This is a genomic window from Cryobacterium sp. TMT1-66-1 (assembly GCF_004403435.1).
GTDB classification, from domain to species: domain Bacteria; phylum Actinomycetota; class Actinomycetes; order Actinomycetales; family Microbacteriaceae; genus Cryobacterium; species Cryobacterium flavum.
Window position 1 is genome coordinate 94,841 of sequence record NZ_SOGP01000021.1, and the last position, 15,379, is coordinate 110,219.

The 15,379-nt window shown below is 64.4% G+C and carries 19 protein-coding genes and 1 pseudogene; 13 read left to right on the forward strand and 7 right to left on the reverse strand.

Annotation, left to right across the window (positions count from 1 at the left end):
- Positions 1-11 precede the first annotated feature (11 nt).
- The 3 genes from E3T29_RS14610 to E3T29_RS14620 all read left to right on the forward strand — a co-directional run bounded on the left by E3T29_RS14610 (position 12) and on the right by E3T29_RS14620 (position 2,319).
- Positions 12-740, forward strand: coding sequence for a cysteine hydrolase family protein (locus E3T29_RS14610; RefSeq protein WP_241987834.1), 729 nt, complete (start codon positions 12-14; stop codon positions 738-740).
- Positions 741-838: 98 nt separating this feature from the next.
- Entirely contained in the window at positions 839-1,588 is a 750-nt protein-coding gene (locus E3T29_RS14615; protein ID WP_198417771.1) for an ABC transporter ATP-binding protein, read from the forward strand.
- A complete protein-coding gene (locus E3T29_RS14620) occupies positions 1,585-2,319 on the forward strand; it encodes an ABC transporter permease (protein WP_134346331.1) in 735 nt (244 codons plus the stop codon). Before E3T29_RS14615 ends, E3T29_RS14620 begins: the two co-directional genes overlap by 4 nt.
- 94 nt (positions 2,320-2,413) lie before the next feature.
- On the opposite strand, the gene E3T29_RS14625 is transcribed toward E3T29_RS14620, so the two are convergent.
- Complete coding sequence (locus E3T29_RS14625; RefSeq protein ID WP_134346332.1) at positions 2,414-3,880, reverse strand: glycoside hydrolase family 1 protein; 1,467 nt, start codon at positions 3,878-3,880, stop codon at positions 2,414-2,416.
- Between the two features lie 214 nt (positions 3,881-4,094).
- On the opposite strand from E3T29_RS14625, the gene E3T29_RS20565 reads away from it, so the two are divergent.
- From E3T29_RS20565 to E3T29_RS14650, 5 genes are all read left to right on the forward strand, one after another.
- Positions 4,095-6,368, forward strand: a complete 2,274-nt coding sequence (locus tag E3T29_RS20565) for a hypothetical protein (protein ID WP_166792423.1) — start codon at positions 4,095-4,097, stop codon at positions 6,366-6,368.
- A gap of 26 nt (positions 6,369-6,394) precedes the next feature.
- The gene (locus E3T29_RS14635; RefSeq protein WP_134346334.1) at positions 6,395-7,321 is read left to right on the forward strand and encodes a Ppx/GppA phosphatase family protein; all 927 of its coding nucleotides are present in this window, start codon (positions 6,395-6,397) and stop codon (positions 7,319-7,321) included.
- Positions 7,322-7,356: 35 nt separating this feature from the next.
- The gene (locus E3T29_RS14640) at positions 7,357-7,908 is read left to right on the forward strand and encodes a dihydrofolate reductase family protein (protein WP_134346335.1); all 552 of its coding nucleotides are present in this window, start codon (positions 7,357-7,359) and stop codon (positions 7,906-7,908) included.
- A gap of 12 nt (positions 7,909-7,920) precedes the next feature.
- Positions 7,921-8,331, forward strand: a complete 411-nt coding sequence (locus E3T29_RS14645; protein ID WP_134346336.1) for a RidA family protein — start codon at positions 7,921-7,923, stop codon at positions 8,329-8,331.
- A 230-nt stretch (positions 8,332-8,561) separates the two neighbouring features.
- Positions 8,562-9,092: a GNAT family N-acetyltransferase gene (locus E3T29_RS14650; protein WP_134346337.1), complete on the forward strand. Its 531-nt coding sequence runs from the start codon at positions 8,562-8,564 to the stop codon at positions 9,090-9,092.
- A 28-nt stretch (positions 9,093-9,120) separates the two neighbouring features.
- Here E3T29_RS14650 and E3T29_RS14655 read toward each other — a convergent pair whose 3' ends face one another.
- The 4 genes from E3T29_RS14655 to E3T29_RS14665 form a co-directional block, all read right to left on the reverse strand.
- Positions 9,121-9,627 carry a GNAT family N-acetyltransferase gene (locus E3T29_RS14655; RefSeq protein WP_134346338.1) on the reverse strand — a complete coding sequence of 169 codons (507 nt, stop codon included), beginning with the start codon at positions 9,625-9,627 and terminating at the stop codon, positions 9,121-9,123.
- Between the two features lie 173 nt (positions 9,628-9,800).
- Positions 9,801-10,046 (reverse strand): hypothetical protein, encoded by a 246-nt coding sequence (locus E3T29_RS14660; RefSeq protein ID WP_134346339.1) that lies wholly within the window; start codon positions 10,044-10,046, stop codon positions 9,801-9,803.
- 147 nt (positions 10,047-10,193) lie between these two features.
- Positions 10,194-10,343, reverse strand: a complete 150-nt coding sequence (locus E3T29_RS19715; RefSeq protein ID WP_166792425.1) for a hypothetical protein — start codon at positions 10,341-10,343, stop codon at positions 10,194-10,196.
- Positions 10,344-10,356: 13 nt separating this feature from the next.
- On the reverse strand, positions 10,357-10,698 hold the full coding sequence (locus E3T29_RS14665) for a hypothetical protein (protein ID WP_134346340.1): 342 nt from the start codon (positions 10,696-10,698) through the stop codon (positions 10,357-10,359).
- 192 nt (positions 10,699-10,890) lie between these two features.
- On the opposite strand from E3T29_RS14665, the gene E3T29_RS20345 reads away from it, so the two are divergent.
- The gene (locus E3T29_RS20345) at positions 10,891-11,079 is read left to right on the forward strand and encodes a response regulator transcription factor (protein ID WP_241987836.1); all 189 of its coding nucleotides are present in this window, start codon (positions 10,891-10,893) and stop codon (positions 11,077-11,079) included.
- Between the two features lie 465 nt (positions 11,080-11,544).
- On the opposite strand, the gene E3T29_RS14675 is transcribed toward E3T29_RS20345, so the two are convergent.
- Positions 11,545-12,489 carry a YafY family protein gene (locus E3T29_RS14675; protein WP_134380291.1) on the reverse strand — a complete coding sequence of 315 codons (945 nt, stop codon included), beginning with the start codon at positions 12,487-12,489 and terminating at the stop codon, positions 11,545-11,547.
- An 88-nt stretch (positions 12,490-12,577) separates the two neighbouring features.
- On the opposite strand from E3T29_RS14675, the gene E3T29_RS14680 reads away from it, so the two are divergent.
- The 4 genes from E3T29_RS14680 (at position 12,578) to pdxH (ending at position 14,907) form a co-directional block, all read left to right on the forward strand.
- Positions 12,578-12,943 carry a VOC family protein gene (locus tag E3T29_RS14680; RefSeq protein ID WP_134346342.1) on the forward strand — a complete coding sequence of 122 codons (366 nt, stop codon included), beginning with the start codon at positions 12,578-12,580 and terminating at the stop codon, positions 12,941-12,943.
- Positions 12,944-13,204: 261 nt separating this feature from the next.
- The gene (locus E3T29_RS14685) at positions 13,205-13,456 is read left to right on the forward strand and encodes a type II toxin-antitoxin system Phd/YefM family antitoxin (protein ID WP_092340671.1); all 252 of its coding nucleotides are present in this window, start codon (positions 13,205-13,207) and stop codon (positions 13,454-13,456) included.
- Positions 13,453-13,713: a Txe/YoeB family addiction module toxin gene (locus tag E3T29_RS14690; RefSeq protein WP_134346343.1), complete on the forward strand. Its 261-nt coding sequence runs from the start codon at positions 13,453-13,455 to the stop codon at positions 13,711-13,713. The genes E3T29_RS14685 and E3T29_RS14690 overlap by 4 nt, the downstream gene beginning before the upstream one ends.
- 552 nt (positions 13,714-14,265) lie before the next feature.
- Positions 14,266-14,907, forward strand: coding sequence for a pyridoxamine 5'-phosphate oxidase (pdxH, locus tag E3T29_RS14695; RefSeq protein ID WP_174776431.1), 642 nt, complete (start codon positions 14,266-14,268; stop codon positions 14,905-14,907).
- Between the two features lie 20 nt (positions 14,908-14,927).
- Here the strand turns inward: pdxH and E3T29_RS14700 are convergent.
- Positions 14,928-15,344 (reverse strand): annotated as a pseudogene (locus E3T29_RS14700) (2OG-Fe(II) oxygenase family protein); the annotation flags it as partial.
- Positions 15,345-15,379 lie beyond the last annotated feature (35 nt).

Genomic DNA, 15,379 nt, shown 5'->3' on the forward strand with positions numbered 1-15,379 from the left:
AGCTACTGCAGATGACTGGGTTCTCGCTCCCAAGTGCGGCCGTCAAGCCACTCACCAGCGTGCGACACCAAGACATCTGGCGCGATTTCATCGTTCACTGTCACTTCGGCCACTGTTTTGTTCGAAGAGAATCCGCTTCGATGGATCTCATGAGTCAGAAACAGAACCGCGAGCGCCAAGCCCTGATCGTGATCGACGTGCAGGAGGGATTCAACGACACCGCTTTCTGGGGAAATTCTTCCAACCCCGAGTGTGAAGACAAGATCGAAACCCTCCTCACCGTGTGGAGGGCACACGACTGGCCCATCATCGTCGTGCGCCACGACTCCGAATCGCCGGAATCAACGCTGCATCCCAGCCAGGACGGAAATCGGCTCATGTCCTTCATCGCCGACGCGGCCCCAAGTCTCTTCGTCACGAAACAGGTCAACTCGGCTTTCTACGGAGATCCCGCGCTGCACGAGTGGTTGCAGGCGCATGACATCGAAGGCTTGGTTATCTGCGGCATCCAGACCAACATGTGTGTCGAAACCACGGCGCGAATGGCCGGAAATCTGGGCTACGACGTCGTGGTCCCACTCGACGCCACAAGAACTTTCGACTTAACCACCACGGTTCCGGGTCTGGGAACGATAAGTCGTAGCGCTGATGAACTCATGGCCACGACCGCATTGAACCTGCAGGCCGGCGGCTTCGCACGTATCGCCACCACCGAGGAGATCACGGCCTCTCTGCAGTGAGTTCGTTGCGATGACAGACGTATGGGTCATCGGAGCCCGCCAAAACCGCCCATTGTGGGCTTGACACGGCGGGTGCAGCGGCGGAGAGTTCGACCATAGTGAACGAATCCGCCCCCGCGGTCGACGTGACCGATCTGCACGTGCGACGGGGGAAGCATCCGGTGCTGCACGGGTTGTCGGTCAGTGTTCCCCGCGGCGTCGTGGTGGGCCTGCTGGGCCCGAGCGGATGCGGCAAAACCACGCTCCTGCGAACGATCGTCGGCGTGCAGGTGGTGCAGTCCGGTACGGTGACGGTGCTCGGCCGGGAGGCGGGATCGGCGTCGCTGCGCCACCGGGTGGGCTACGTGACGCAGGATGCCAGCGTCTACGACGACCTCACCGTGCGCCAGAACCTGCAGTATTTCCGCGCCGTGCTGGGGGCCCCGCGCAGCGACGTCGACCGGGTACTGGCCCTGACCGACCTCACCTCTCAGGCGGGTCAGCTGGTCGGGTCGCTCTCCGGCGGGCAGCGCAGCCGGGTGTCGCTCGCCGGCGCCCTGCTCGGCTCCCCCGATCTGCTCGTGCTCGACGAACCGACCGTGGGCCTCGACCCGCTGCTGCGAGTCGAACTATGGACGCTCTTTCATCAGCTCGCCGCGTCGGGAACGAGCCTGCTCGTCTCCAGCCACGTGATGGACGAAGCCAGCCGCTGCGACCGGCTGCTGCTCATGCGGGACGGCGAGATTCTGGCCGATGACACCCCGGCGGGGTTGCTGGCTTCGACCGGCACCGCGGATACCGAGGGGGCGTTCCTGGCGCTGATCGCGCGGCATCCGCTTGCCGGCCCCGGCGACGGGAGCCACTCATGAATCCGCAGCGCACCCTCGCGACTGCCGGTCGGGTACTCAGCCAGGTGCGGCACGACCCGCGCACGATCGTGCTGCTGCTCGTGGTGCCGAGCCTGCTGATCGGGCTCCTGGCCTGGATCTTCTCGGACACCCCGGTATTCGCCACGATCGGGCCGGGCATGATCGCGCTGTTTCCCTTCATCGTGATGTTTCTCGTGACCAGCATCACCACCCTGCGGGAACGCCGCACCGGCACACTCGAGCGCCTGCTGTCGATGCCGCTCGGCAAGGGCGATCTCATTCTCGGCTACACGCTCGCGTTCGGGCTGCTCGCGGTGGCGCAATCGGCCGTCGCCGTGGGGTTCGCGGTGCGGGTGTGCGGGTTGGAGATCAGCGGATCGCTCTGGCTGCTGCTCGCCGTCGCGGTAGCGGATGCTGTGCTCGGCACGACCCTCGGCCTGCTCGCCAGCGCGTTCGCTCGCACGGAATTTCAGGTGGTGCAGTTCATGCCAGCGCTGGTGTTTCCGCAGATTCTGCTCGGCGGCATCTTTCTGCCTCGCGACCAGCTGCCCGATGTGCTGCGGGCCATCAGCGACTGGTTGCCGTTGTCACACGCGATCGACGCCCTGCAGGCGGTCGCGACCGACTCGCAGGATGCCGCCTATGTGGGCGGGGAACTGATCATTATCGGCGCCTGGATCGTGGGAGCCGTCGTGCTCGGCTCGGTGACGCTGCGACGGCGCACGCCATGAGGCCGGTCAAGGGGCGCTGAGCCGGGTCTCCGCTCCCCACTCAAACACTCGCAACTCCGCGGAAAACCCGACCCAGCGCTACGTGTAGCGGTTCTTAGCGGTTGGCCAGGGCGTGCTGCAGCCAGCGGTAGCTCAGCTTGGGGGTGCGGGTGCGGCGGTCGTCGGTGAAATCGACGTGCACGAGACCGGTGGGCTGGGTGTAGCCGGCGTTCCACTCGAAGGCGTCGAGCAGCGACCAGAAGGTGACGCCGCGAAGATCCATGGCGGCGGCCGCACTACCGGGCGCGGTCGCGTCGAGCGCTGCTACGAGGTGTTCGGCCAGATAGTCGACGCGGGCGGGATCCTGCACCTGGTGGCGGGCATCCGCTTGGTCAGCGAAGGCGCCGCCGGCCAGCGAGAGGTACACCGGGGGCAGGTCGGGGTAGCGTGCGAGAATTTCGGCGAGCGCCACGGCGACGTATTCGGGGGCGTTGACGACGCCGGCCGAAGTGGTGGGGTGTTCGCGGAAGGCCTCGAGGTGAAACGGCCACGACGTGATCGGGATCGCTCGACCATCGGGGGCCTTCAGCACCGTCGCGCCGGAGGCGACCCGAGCGGGCTCAGAATAGCTCAGGCCATAGAAATCGAGCGGCTGGTGAATCGTGCGGAGGTCCTCGGGGTCGGCCTCGAGCAGGGTGCGCAGTTCAACCGCGAACGGTTCGAGCGGGTCAGGATAGTGCCCGAGCAGCACGGGATCGGCGAACAGGCGGTTCTGCAGCAGGTCGTAGAGGGCGGCGTAGGAGCGGTCTTGGTCACGGTCGGTGACGGATTGCACGGGGGTGTGCGAGTTGACGAGGCCGATGCGTCCGCGCACGTCCGCTGCGCGCAGGGCCTGCACGGCGAGTCCGTGTGCGAGCAGCTGGTGGTGCGCTGTCGGCAGCGCGTCGAACAGCAGGGTACGGCCGGGCGCGTGGGTGCCGAGCGCATACCCCTTCGTGGTGACCGTGGCCGGCTCGAACAGGGTGACCCAGGCGTCGATCCGGTCGCCGAATGCCTCCCCCACGGCGTGCGCATAGTCGGCGAAACGGCCCGCGGTGTCGCGGTTCAGCCAGCCGCCGCGCAGGGCCGCTGGCAAGTCCCAGTGCGAAAGCGTAGCGCTCGAACGGATGCCGTCAGCCAACAACGCGTCAAGCAAACGATCGTAGAACGCGAGTCCATTACGGTTCAGGGCGCCACGGCCCTCCGGCTGCAGCCGGGTCCAGCCGAAGGAGAACGCGTAGGAATCAACGCCGAGGTCGCGCAGCAGGGAGGTGTCTTCGCCGTAGTTCTTCACGTGGTCGGTCGAGACGGAGGCGTTCGAGCCGTCGCGGATGCGACCGGGCACCTGGCTGAAGGTGTCCCAGACACTGTCGCCACGGCCGCCGTCGCGCGCGGCGCCCTCGATCTGAAAAGCGGAGGTGGCCACGGCCACCTCGAACCCGGTCGGCAGGCGGTCGCCGAGCTCGCCGGCGCGGTGTTCCCAGTCCCGGGCGGCGATGGCGCGATTCGCTGGTGCTGCGGGGCTGCGGGGCGTGGGATTCATGGTGGGTGCGGCTCTTTTCGGCGGGCGGCGCGGGGCATCCGCTTCTCTTGAGGGTGTCACGTTTACGACCGACTGACGGTAGGTTTTGAGGTCCGCGAAGAATTCCTCTGGTTTGTTACTCTGTTTGCAGGCGCGGGAGGTTGACTTTGCCGCCGACTACCCCTCAAATTGGGACAGGGGGTGAATTGTGTCCGCACCGGCTCGTACCGCAGTCTTGAGCACGTCGGCGCGCCCACGGCACTCCCGCAGCGTTGCGGCGATCGCAGCCCTGTTGCTCGGCTGCGCCATTGCGCTCGCGGCTCCCGCGCTATCGACCGCACAGGCCGAAGAGACTCCGGCGACTTCGGCGCCGCAGACTACGGCAGACGAGACAGCGACCGAGTCAACACCGGCCGAGTCGACGCCGACCGCGACCGAGGAACCGAATCCCAGCGCGACGACCGGCCCGGCGCCGGCTCCGCAGATCAGCCAACCGAAGAACGGGCAATTCGTCGGCAGCAACCGCACCACCGTATTGGGGTCGAAGGCTGCCAGCCAGGAAATCCAGCTGCTGTCGCCGCGCGGCGGTGACCCCTTGTGCATCGTCAACGACACGTCGACCTCGTGGAGCTGCGACAACGTCTACCTGCAGAACGGACCCAACATCACGCTGCGGGTGGTGGTGACCGGCAGTCCGACTCTGAGCGCCGAGATCTCCGTTGCCGTACTCGGCGCCCCGACGGTACTCGGCGGGTTGACCGGGTCGGAGTCCAACGGCTGGGTGCGCGGAACCGGGCACCCCCAGGCCGTCGTGACGGCGACCCTGCCCAACGGCGATACCTGCAACAGCACCGCCGACAGTTCCGGTGCCTGGGCCTGCCTGTTCTCCGGCCTCGGCAACGGCAGCCTGAACGTCACGGCCAGCCAGACATCATCGTTCAGTGAACCGTCTTCCTCGAACTCGAGTACGCCCGTCGCGATCGTGTTCGACGTCACCGCGCCGAATGCCCCGGTTGTGACCTCTCCGAGCGCTGGTGCGCAGGTGTCCGTGGCCGGCGCCCAGTACACCGGTACCGGTGAAACCGGCGCCACGGTGACGGTGTTCGCCGGCGCCTACTCGGTCTGCTCCGCCCCGGTGATCGGCGGAACCTGGACCTGCTCGGCCGGTGGAGTGGCCGCCGGGTCGTACTCGGTCATCGCCGTACAGAAGGACAACGCCGGCAATGTCGGCCCGGGCTCGATGCCCGCATCGGTCAGTTATGTGGCTGAGAGCACGCCGACGCCGTCTGGGTCCGCCTCGGCAACGCCACCGGTCACGCCGACTCCGAGCCCATCGGCTTCACCGTCACCGGATGGCGCGGTTGCCGCACCCGGCCCGACGGCAGAGCCGTCGCCGACCCCGGCGCCGGGGACCACCGCGCCAGACCCGCAAGCGGCGGAGCCGGAGAACGAGGGGGCTGCGGCATCCGCTTTTCCCGGCCAGTGGAATGACCCGACTCGGTTTGCGGCGGCGATCGGCCCGACGGGCACCGGCTCGCCGTTTCCCTGGTTGCAGGCCGGTCTGCTCGCCCTCGGGGCGCTGCTGCTGATCGCCGTACCGTTGCGCCTGCTCGCGGGCACCATCTCCCGCTCCCGCGGCGGCCGACCACTTCGGGCGTTGCCCTCACTGGCGGGCCGCAACCGGGTGCGCGAGGAGTACGAGGTCGCGCCCACCGTGCGGCTCAACCGCTGGTTGCCTGGCGGAGCGGCGCTCCTGGCGGCCGCGACGTTCGTCATGCTGTCCGGTCCGATCGTCGACCAACCGGCTTACCTGCGCCTGCTCGTCGCCGTGATCATCGGGCTGGTACTGGTCAATGCGGTGGCCATTCTGGTTCCGCTGTGGTGGAGTTCGCGCGTACTGCGGCTGCGCGGAACGGTCACCTTTCTGCCGCGCTACCTGCTGCTCATCGCGGCGGCCGCGATCGCGTCCCGCCTGTTCGACATTCACCCCGCCCTGCTGTTCGGGCTGCTCGGCAGCATCACCCTCACCGCCACAACGGATGCCGTAAGCCCGCACGGCGCGCACCCCGCGGCCGCAAGCCCCACGACCGCAGAGCCCACGACCGCACAGCGCGGCCAGCTCGCCGCGGTGCGGGTGGGCGCGCTGGCTGCCTTCGCCGTTCTCGCCTGGTCGCTCGGCTCGCTGCTTCCCGCTGCCAGTGATTTCGTCACGTCCCTGGCCGCGGAGACGGGCAACACGATCGTGCTCGCCGCCATCGGTTCAGCGGTGCTGATTCTGGTGCCCGTCGGTCATACTAGCGGGCGTCGCATTCTGTCCTGGTCGCCGCTGGTCTGGACCGGTCTGACCGTCGTCACGTACGGAATCCTGTTCGCGGCGCTGTCACCGATGGTGGATCAGGTGCAGAGTGCGGGTACCGGCCTGACGCTGTGGATCACGGCGGCAACCTTCGCCGCAGTGTGCGCCAGTGCGTGGGCCTGGCAGCGGTTCGTCACGCCCGCTCAGCGCTAGCGCGCTGCAAGCGGTATCGTACACATGTGCGCCTAGGAGTTCTCGACGTCGGTTCGAATACCGTCCACCTGTTGGTTGTCGACGCGCACGAAGGCGCTCCGCCGGTGCCGATGGCCGCCGACAAGAGCGTCTTGCGTCTCATGCGTTACATCACTCCCGAGGGCGCGATCAATGACGAGGGTGTCTCGGCGGTTCTCACCTCTGTACAACACGCAGCAGATGTTGCCCAGCAGCACAACATCGACGAGTTGCTGCCGTTCGCGACCTCGGCGCTGCGCGACGCTACCAACGGCCCCGAACTGCTCGACCGGGTCGAACGGGAAACCGGTGTGGCCCTGCAGGTGTTATCCGGCGAAGACGAAGCCCGGCTGACCTTCCTGGCGGTGCGGCGCTGGTACGGCTGGTCGGCCGGCAACATTCTGCTGTTCGACATCGGCGGCGGGTCCTTGGAGATCGCGGCCGGCGGAGCTGAGTTTCCCGAGGTCGCGCTGTCGCTTCCGCTCGGGGCCGGACGCAGCACGATCGGTTTTCTGCACCACGATCCCCCGCTGCCGGAGGAGGTGTCTGCGTTGCGTAAGCACGCGGCATCCGTTCTGCGCGATGCGGTTGACGCGTTCGCGCACCTGCCGGCCCCACACCACATTGTCGGGTCATCTAAGGCGATCCGTTCGCTGGCCCGCCTGGCCGGCACCACCTCCGATGGCGTCGGTGCCGCCGACCGGCTGCGCCTAGGGCGTGCCGAGCTGGATGACTGGGTGCCGCGGCTCGCGCGCATCCCCGCCGAAGCCCGCCCAGCCCTGCCCGGGATCACCGCCGACCGCACCTTTCAGATCGTGGCCGGAGGCATCGTACTGGGCGCAGCGATGGCCGCATTCGGGGCTGCCGAACTCGAGGTGTCGCCGTGGGCACTGCGCGAAGGCGTCATTCTTCGCTACCTCGACCGGCTGCGTTAGTATGCCCTTTCACACCGACTCATAGGAGAGCCCTGATGCGAAAACTGACCGCCGGCCTGTTCATGTCCCTTGACGGCGTCGTCGAATCGCCCAACCTCTGGCAATTCGACAGCTTCGATGAAGAGCTCGGCGTGGAAATGACCGCGATGATGGACCGCGTCGACACCGTGCTGCTCGGCCGGGTTGGCTACGAACAGTGGGCCAGCTACTGGCCGAGCGCCGAGCATGACGACCCGTTCGGCGCTTTCATCAATCCCGTGCCGAAGTTCGTCGCCTCGCGCACGCTGACCGGCGGGCTGGCCTGGCAGAATTCCACGCTGATCACCGGCGACCTCGAAGAGTTCGTGACCGACCTGAAGAACACGGCGGGCGGGGAGATTTCGCTGGTCGGCGGAATTTCGCTCGTACGCCAACTGCTCTTCGCCGGCCTGCTCGACTCGCTCACCGTGATGACGCACCCCGTCGTGGCGGGCGTTGGCCGTCACCTGTTCGAGCCGACCGATCCCCTGACGCGATTGACCCTGCAAAGGTCTTTGATGACGAGCAAGGGCAATGCCCTGCTCATCTACGGCCTGCGCACCGACTGAAGGGACACCACCATGACTTCATTTCCCACACCGATCGACCCGCCCGAGCTTTTTCAGAGCCCCGCCTTCGCGCCGGGCATGATCGCGCCCGCAGGGCCCACGCTCTACGTTGGCGGGCAGAACGGCACTGATGGCAGCGGCGCGCTGCTCGATGGGCTCGGAGCGCAAACCGAGCAGGCTTTGCGCAACGTGCTCGCCGTTCTGGCCGAAGCGGGAACCGGAGCGGAGTACGTGGTCAAGCTGACGATCTATCTCGCGACCGGCATCGACCCCGGTGAAGCGTACGCCGCCACTGCCACGGTCTGGGAAAACCGTCGCACCGCGGTCACGGTACTAGCGGTCACCCCAGCACGCGCGGGCGCTCTCGTCGAAATCGAAGCCGTAGCTGCGTTCCCCCAACAAGGTCTCGGCGCGGGGGCGTAGTCGCAGGGCGGGCATACCGCCAACCGCCCCGCATCCGCTCTAGTCGCTGCGACTGCTTATCTCGTCGCCGTCTCCCCGGTTGGCGCTCTGACCAAGGCATCGTCTCTTGCCGCATCCGACCCGGTCGATCCCGTGTCGGTCGCCATTCGGCTAGTCGTCTACATGGCGCCTAGGAGACCAAACTTGCTGATCAGTAGCCTGACGAAACATTCGTTATTAGTATCGAACGTATGAAGACGCAACCTGTCATCCGATCGGCGGTACCAACGGACGCGGCGGCCCTGGCACGCCTGCACGTTGCGACCTGGCAGGAAACCTATCGGGGCATCATGCGCGACGAGATGTTGGACGACCCAGCGTTCGTGTCGACGAGAGAGCGCTTCTGGACGATCGGGCTCACGGATGATCGATTCGCTCACGATCGAATCGCGGTCGCTGAACAGGACGGCGACCTGATCGGAATCGCACAGAGCGCGGCCCCCGCGGATACCGATGCGACATGGAGCCAGCAACTCAACGTCCTCTACGTGCTTGCATCCGCGCACGGCACCGGCGCCGGGAAAGCTCTCCTCGACGCTGTCATCTCTCCCGAGACAGCGGCGGGGCTCTGGGTAGCAGACCCCAATCCGCGAGCCCAGGCGTTCTACCGTAAGCACGGTTTTATTCCCGACGGTTCGTGCAAGGAAGAATACGCAATCAAGGAGATTCGGATGGTTCGGCGTGCGCCAGCCGAGTGTGACCACAAGGCAAAATTGACCTGAGGGGTGGCCGAAGCCCCCAGCGCAGCCCCTATTCCCAACGATTTTCGCCATCTTTCTTCGACGACGTCACGTGTAATCCTTGATTGTGCGCGACGCGCATTGACGCATGATTGGCCGGATGGATGTGTGCCGTGAAATGGTCCACCCCGTTTGATCGCAACCATTCGAGCATCCCCTGAGCGGCCTCCGACGCGAAACCGTGCCCTTGCCAGGTCGGTGAGATCACCCAGGCAATGTCGGCTATGAGTGTCGATCCGTCGTTCTCGACGGTTGCCTGCACGAACCCGAGCCGCTGGGCGCCATCTCGCTGAATGACGACCCAGTTCAACCACCACTGCGAACCATCCGCCGAGTTCCCGACTGCCTGTGCCGCATAACGGTCTTCCAACTGCTCGAGCGACGGCGCGTCCCCGCCGGTGAAGTCATAGAGCGAGGGGGCGGCCAGGACGTCGACCATAGAAGGGGCATGAAGTACCGACAGCGGTTCCAGCACGAGGCGCGCAGTCGTAATAGGTGCAGATCTTGGCCAATCCATTCATTGAGACTGGCACAGTGCTGACGCCCGGCGGGAATGTGCATCTTTGACTACGGTGTGCCACCCGGCTGTAGCGCTGCTCTGGGACCGACTTCAGGGTTTTGTGCACCTCGACGCCGAACCATTCATGATCCTCAACCCGAACCTCTGGCCATGGTCGATCACCGGACTGTTCATCTTGATAGCAGTGAGGGCCGCGCTGTCCGGCGGCCGATGTGCTGTTCGTAAGCGATCGTGATGCCCTGCGCCCACCACCCGTGATTTTTCAATTCCAGATGCGCGATTTCATGTTGTACCAGCGGCACGATGTCGGGATGGGGAAGCTCCCGGCCACCCATAGCGTCGATCACGGCAACCCATTCCGGCCATCCGCGCTTCGTCACTTTCACATACGGGCCAACGCTTTGTGGTTTGGTCATGGGCCGAATCTATCGGATAGGGCTAGCCTCCGGGCTCGTCGTCGCAGACCAGGATGTCGCCGGGCTAGAAACTCAGGACGCGGCAGATTGCCTCGAGTGTTGAAAACCGGATCGCTCGAGCGTTTAGCTGGCCCGTTGACCGAGTCGTCACGGCGATTCAGCAGCTACATGGAAGGTCAGTTGAGTCCCCGTTGCCTTCAGGTCGATGGTTACCGTTGCAGATACGCCCGCGCCAATGGCATCCGATGGGCCAATTTGTGCGGAGTAGAGATCTCCTTGCTTGGCGCGCTGGTCCACAACCAGATCCGACTCAAGCTTTTTGAGGTCCGCCGCCGTCCAGCCGCAGTTTGGGGGCTAGCTGCTCCAGTACGGAGAAGACCTCTTTGTAGTCGCCGTTTCCCGCGTACGTGGCGTCGACTGAAACGATTCGATCGCTCTTCGACCGGATCGTGAACGAGTCAACCGCGCCCAAGATGAGTGCCCTCTTGTGCCCCACTACCCGGATCTCCAGCGGACGCAGGGATGTCGTCACGGTTTCTCCAGTGACAGGAAGCCCGAGGTCAGATGCGCTTGTTGCATCCGGCCGAAGTTTCACCTTGACGATTCCCGATCGATTGAAGTAGTCGACGCCCGGTTTCGTAAAGGTTGACATTCCGTCGCCTGCCGTCTGGTCGGCGCTTGGGAAGGCAATGGGGACGGCCCACCACGATCCGTTGACTCCATCCATCTTGATCCGCCAACATCCGGCGGAGGTGCCACGGAATCGGCCCGCGCTGACGGAGACGCGTCGTCTCCCGTACCCGATCCTCGGCCTGATTTCACTGACTGGGACTCGATCGCCACGTTGTCGTCACGCGAACGGGAAATCTTTCTGCTCGCTGCGCGCGGGCTGAGCAACAGCGACATCGCCCACAGCGCTCATATCGGCGAGTCAACGGTGAAAACACACCTCAGCAGCATTCTCACCAAACTCGGATTCACCTCCCGCGCCCAAATCGTCGCCCACGCCTACCAGAGCGGGCTGTTGCACTAACCGGGCATGGACATCTGCCCTGTCGACCGACGACTGCATGGGCTGGACGAGAACGCCCAGAAGGGAACCCCTGCGGAAACGTTCAGTCCTTGGCAGTGCGGGCCCTGCGAGCGCTACGAAGCACCAAAACCCAAAGACCGGTGAAAGCGGCGAGAAGAATAAATGCACCCTGCGGTTGATCGGCCCAAAACCACGCGATGCCATTCCGGTCGAACGTGCACATGGCAGCGATTCCCAGCAGAAGTACGGCTGGGCTCTGCAGTGGAGAGTGAATCACAGTCAAGAATTGCTCCTGCTAACTTGTGGGTCAAGGCTAGTGGCGATAGAGCGTGATGGCACGAAGATTTCCAAGCCCCGTAAGGGGAACCCCTTGCGGGACGCGTTCGGCTCCACGTTTCGGACTCACCATTGCCCAGAGGCAAAGCCGTAGGGTGGGGTGCTTCGGGCTCTGCGGCAGGATCAGCCTTAGTACAGGGCTGCCGTGGCGCTGGCAACGTCACGCATAACGGCCTGTGCCTCCGGCGGACTCGTGACGTGGAGGTGGGCGCCGAATTGCAACAGCTGACGCACGGAATCCACTTGGTCGTAGATCACGGTGATCTCGACTTGTTCAGCATCAATGGGCTTACTGGCGGCGAGACGCGAGCCTAGAATCCGTCGAGCGAGGTCAAGCCTGTCCTTCTTCAGCGTTGCGCTGATTGTGATGGCTCCCAGGTTCTCCACCGCCGCACTCAAGTCTCGGCTTACATTGGCGAGCGTTGCGTTCGGTTGAAGGTGCCGAACCTCTGGCAGGACCTCCCAGCCCTCCAATCTTTCGAGCGAATACAGCCTCGGGAGGCCGTCAACATCGGCTACCAAGTACCAGCGGCCGGACTTCGCCAGAAGACCGTACGGGTCAACGAGGTGCCATGAAGCACCTTTCTCGGCACTTCGTCGATAGCGAATCCGCAAACGCCTGCCCGACTGCAGGTTTCTGGCGAGTTCGGAGATGCCGGCGACGCTTGGCATCGGGGTAAACCATGGAGTGTTGTCGACAACAATCAATTCAGACAACGGCAATTCCGACTCGCGGCACGGCGGGCGTCGGACTGCGATCTTCCTTTGGGCGCTGCGCGTCGCTGAATCGATGCCAAGTTGGCGGGCTTGCCCAGTGTCCAGACCCAGAAGTTTCAGCGCGTCGACTTCGGCGGGGCTGAGTGTGGACACATCCAGTTGTGACCCCGGAAGGAGGACTACGCCTCCATATCGGCCTCGCTCTGCGAACACCGGTACATCTGCGTTCGCCAGAGCGATGACGTCGCGCAGTACCGTTCGGACCGACACTCCCATCTGCTCTGCCAGCTCAGGTGCCGTCATGCGGTGGCGCGTCTGGAGCAGCAACATCATCGAAAGCAGGCGTTGGGACTTCACCTAACCAGTATCGATGGATACCAGACATGATCTGTCATGTATTGATGAAATGCTAGACGGAGCCGAGAACGTCAACCAAGGAGATCCCATGGCAACACCGAACCTGTTCCTCATCTACGTCACGGATGTTGAGCGCTCCACTCGCTTCTACACCGATCTCTTCGAGATGGAACCTGTCACTATTACCCCGCGATACGTCCCGTTCGAAGTAGCCCCGGGCGTCCTCTTCGCCCTGTGGTCTGGCCGCGGCGACACAGTCACGACGGCGACGCCGCGAACCAGCGAGTTGGGGCTCATGCTGCCGGGATCAGCAGCCGGAGTCGACGACTGCTTCGCCGCGTGGACGGCCAAGGGCGCCACTGTCATCGAAGAGCCGCACGAAGACGTCTTCGGGCGCACATTCGTGGTCGCCGACCCGGATGGCAACCTCATTCGTGTCTCGCCGATCGACTGAAACGCAGTACAAGCGCAAGCTCCACTAAAAAATTCTGGCTCTGACGGGCGCAATGCCTGACCTGACCGGTCACCCGGCCAGCCCGGTATCACGCTCGACAGGTTGCCAGCCCACCGCTGGGCAGGCTGAGCACCACGAGCGACCTTCCCCGGAGGGATATCCCACAAGCCGAACGGCTTACGCGACGATGGTGGAGCTGTGGGTGCATCTTGTAGTCGCAATCAAGGTGACGTACAATTTTCTGTACGTGAAAGGATCCCAATGCGCACCATGACATATTCAGAATCCCGGGCGAAGTACGCCGAGACACTCTCAGCAGTGGTGGATGACCGAGAAGAAGTTGTTATCACTCGTGCAGGACACGAACCCGTGGTCATCGTCTCGCTCGACGACTACGAGTCGCTCAAGGAAACCGCCTATCTGCTGAAGAACCCCGCGAACGCGCGCCGCCTCCTCGGATCGATCGATCGACTCGAGGCCGGCCACGGCACGCAGCACGCCCTTGATGAATGAAGTTGATCTGGGACGAGGATGCCTGGGACGACTACTGCTGGTGGCAGACGCAAGACCGCAAGATCCTCAAACGCATCAATACGCTCCTGAGCGACGTTAATCGCAACGGCAATGAAGGCATCGGAAAACCCGAACCCCTCAAGCACGGCTTCCGCGGGTATTGGTCACGTCGGATTACAGACGAACATCGCCTGATCTACAAGGTCGAGAACGACGAAGTCCGTATCGCCGGATGTCGATACCACTACGGGCGCTAACGCAGGCCGTATGCGGAACCCTCTACGAGACGCCCGGACTGGAGTTAACGCTTGCCGGCGTCGGGGCCATTCTCGACCGCAAACGCTGTAATTTCACGTCGGTATCGCCTCATTTTGACAAGCCCAACGGCGATCAGCCCTCCCGCGACGGCGAGGTATAGGGCCCCTCGCGTCGGCTCTGTGCCGACAAGCAGGTTGGCGATTGAAAGCAGGCCCCAAACCCGCCGAACACGGTCCACACAATGGCGGACGTGCGAATACGCTCGAGGGCCATTCTCTGCTGAATAAGCGAGGGCATGGCGGGACTGTACACCGGGCACTAACGCCATGATGTCCACGTCGAAGGATTTCTCGAACTTCGAGCGCACCATCGGAAGTCGAACTACCCGCAAAGGGAACCACTACAGGGCCACAACTCAGGCCACGATTATGAAAAGCGCGACTGACACACACGCGGCCACAGGCTCCCCGTCCGCCTGTTCCTCCTAGGCTGGAGGGGCAGGCCGGGGAGCTTTCGTATTCCGGCGGCTCAAACCGAGGGCGAGAATACTGATGGAATCCCTGACGAGTCACACCGACTACGGCGCAGTGAGCCTGAACGAGTCCGGGGTCAACCCCGACCCGATGGTCGAGTTCGACGTGTGGCTGGCTGCCGCGGAGCAGGCCGGGCTCTACGAGCCGAATGCCATGGTGCTAAGCACCGTCGACCCGGAAGGCTGGCCGAGTAGCCGAACCGTGCTGCTCAAGGGCCTCGACGGCAGCGGCTTCGAATTCGTCACCAACTACGCGTCCCGCAAAGGCCGGGCGTTGAGCGTCAACCCGGACGTCTCGCTGCTGTTCCCCTGGTATGCCATGCAGCGCCAGGTGATCGTCTACGGCACGGCAAGCCCCACGGATGCCGCCACCAGCGACGCCTATTTCGTAGGCCGGCCGAGGGCGTCTCGCGTCGCCGCGGTCGCCAGCGACCAGTCGCGGCCCATCGCAAGCCGCGCCCTGATCGAGGAGCAGGTACGCCGGGTGGAAGAGCGTTATCCGGACGACACGGACATTCCGCGGCCGGACGACTGGGGCGGGTTCCGTGTGGTTCCCAGCGCGATCGAGTTCTGGCAGGGCCGCACGTCCCGGCTGCACGACCGCCTGCGGTTCACGGCCGGTGACGCGGGTAGCTGGACGATGGAGCGGCTCCAGCCATAACCGCGGCCCGCGGCCGGGGGTTACTTGGCGAGGTCGGAGTAGTGGATCGCGGCCACATCCGGATGCGTGCGCAGCCGGCTCTTAAGCGCATTCTCGCCGTACGTGGTGAAGATCGGGTTCTCCGGTTCTGCCAGGATGTCTGGGGTCTCCAACTCGTCGGGCAGGGTGAGGAGCGGCGAGATCACCCGGTGCACGGTCGCGTTCAGGTAGACGTCGGTGGCCACCTCGAGCAGCTCGCCGATGTTCGCCACGAAGGCCCCATCCAGCGGCGGCGCATCGATCCGGGCACCGTCCTTCTCGACCTGCAGGCAGCCCTTGCCCGGTTCGACGAACAGGAGTGTCAACACGCCGGAATCCTTATGCGCGCCAACGCCCTGCTTCGGCGTCGGGTCGAACTTGCCGGGGTAGCGCACGATCTTCATCACAGTGAACGGTTTCGTCGCATCGCCGGATTGGCCGCCCGATTCCACAA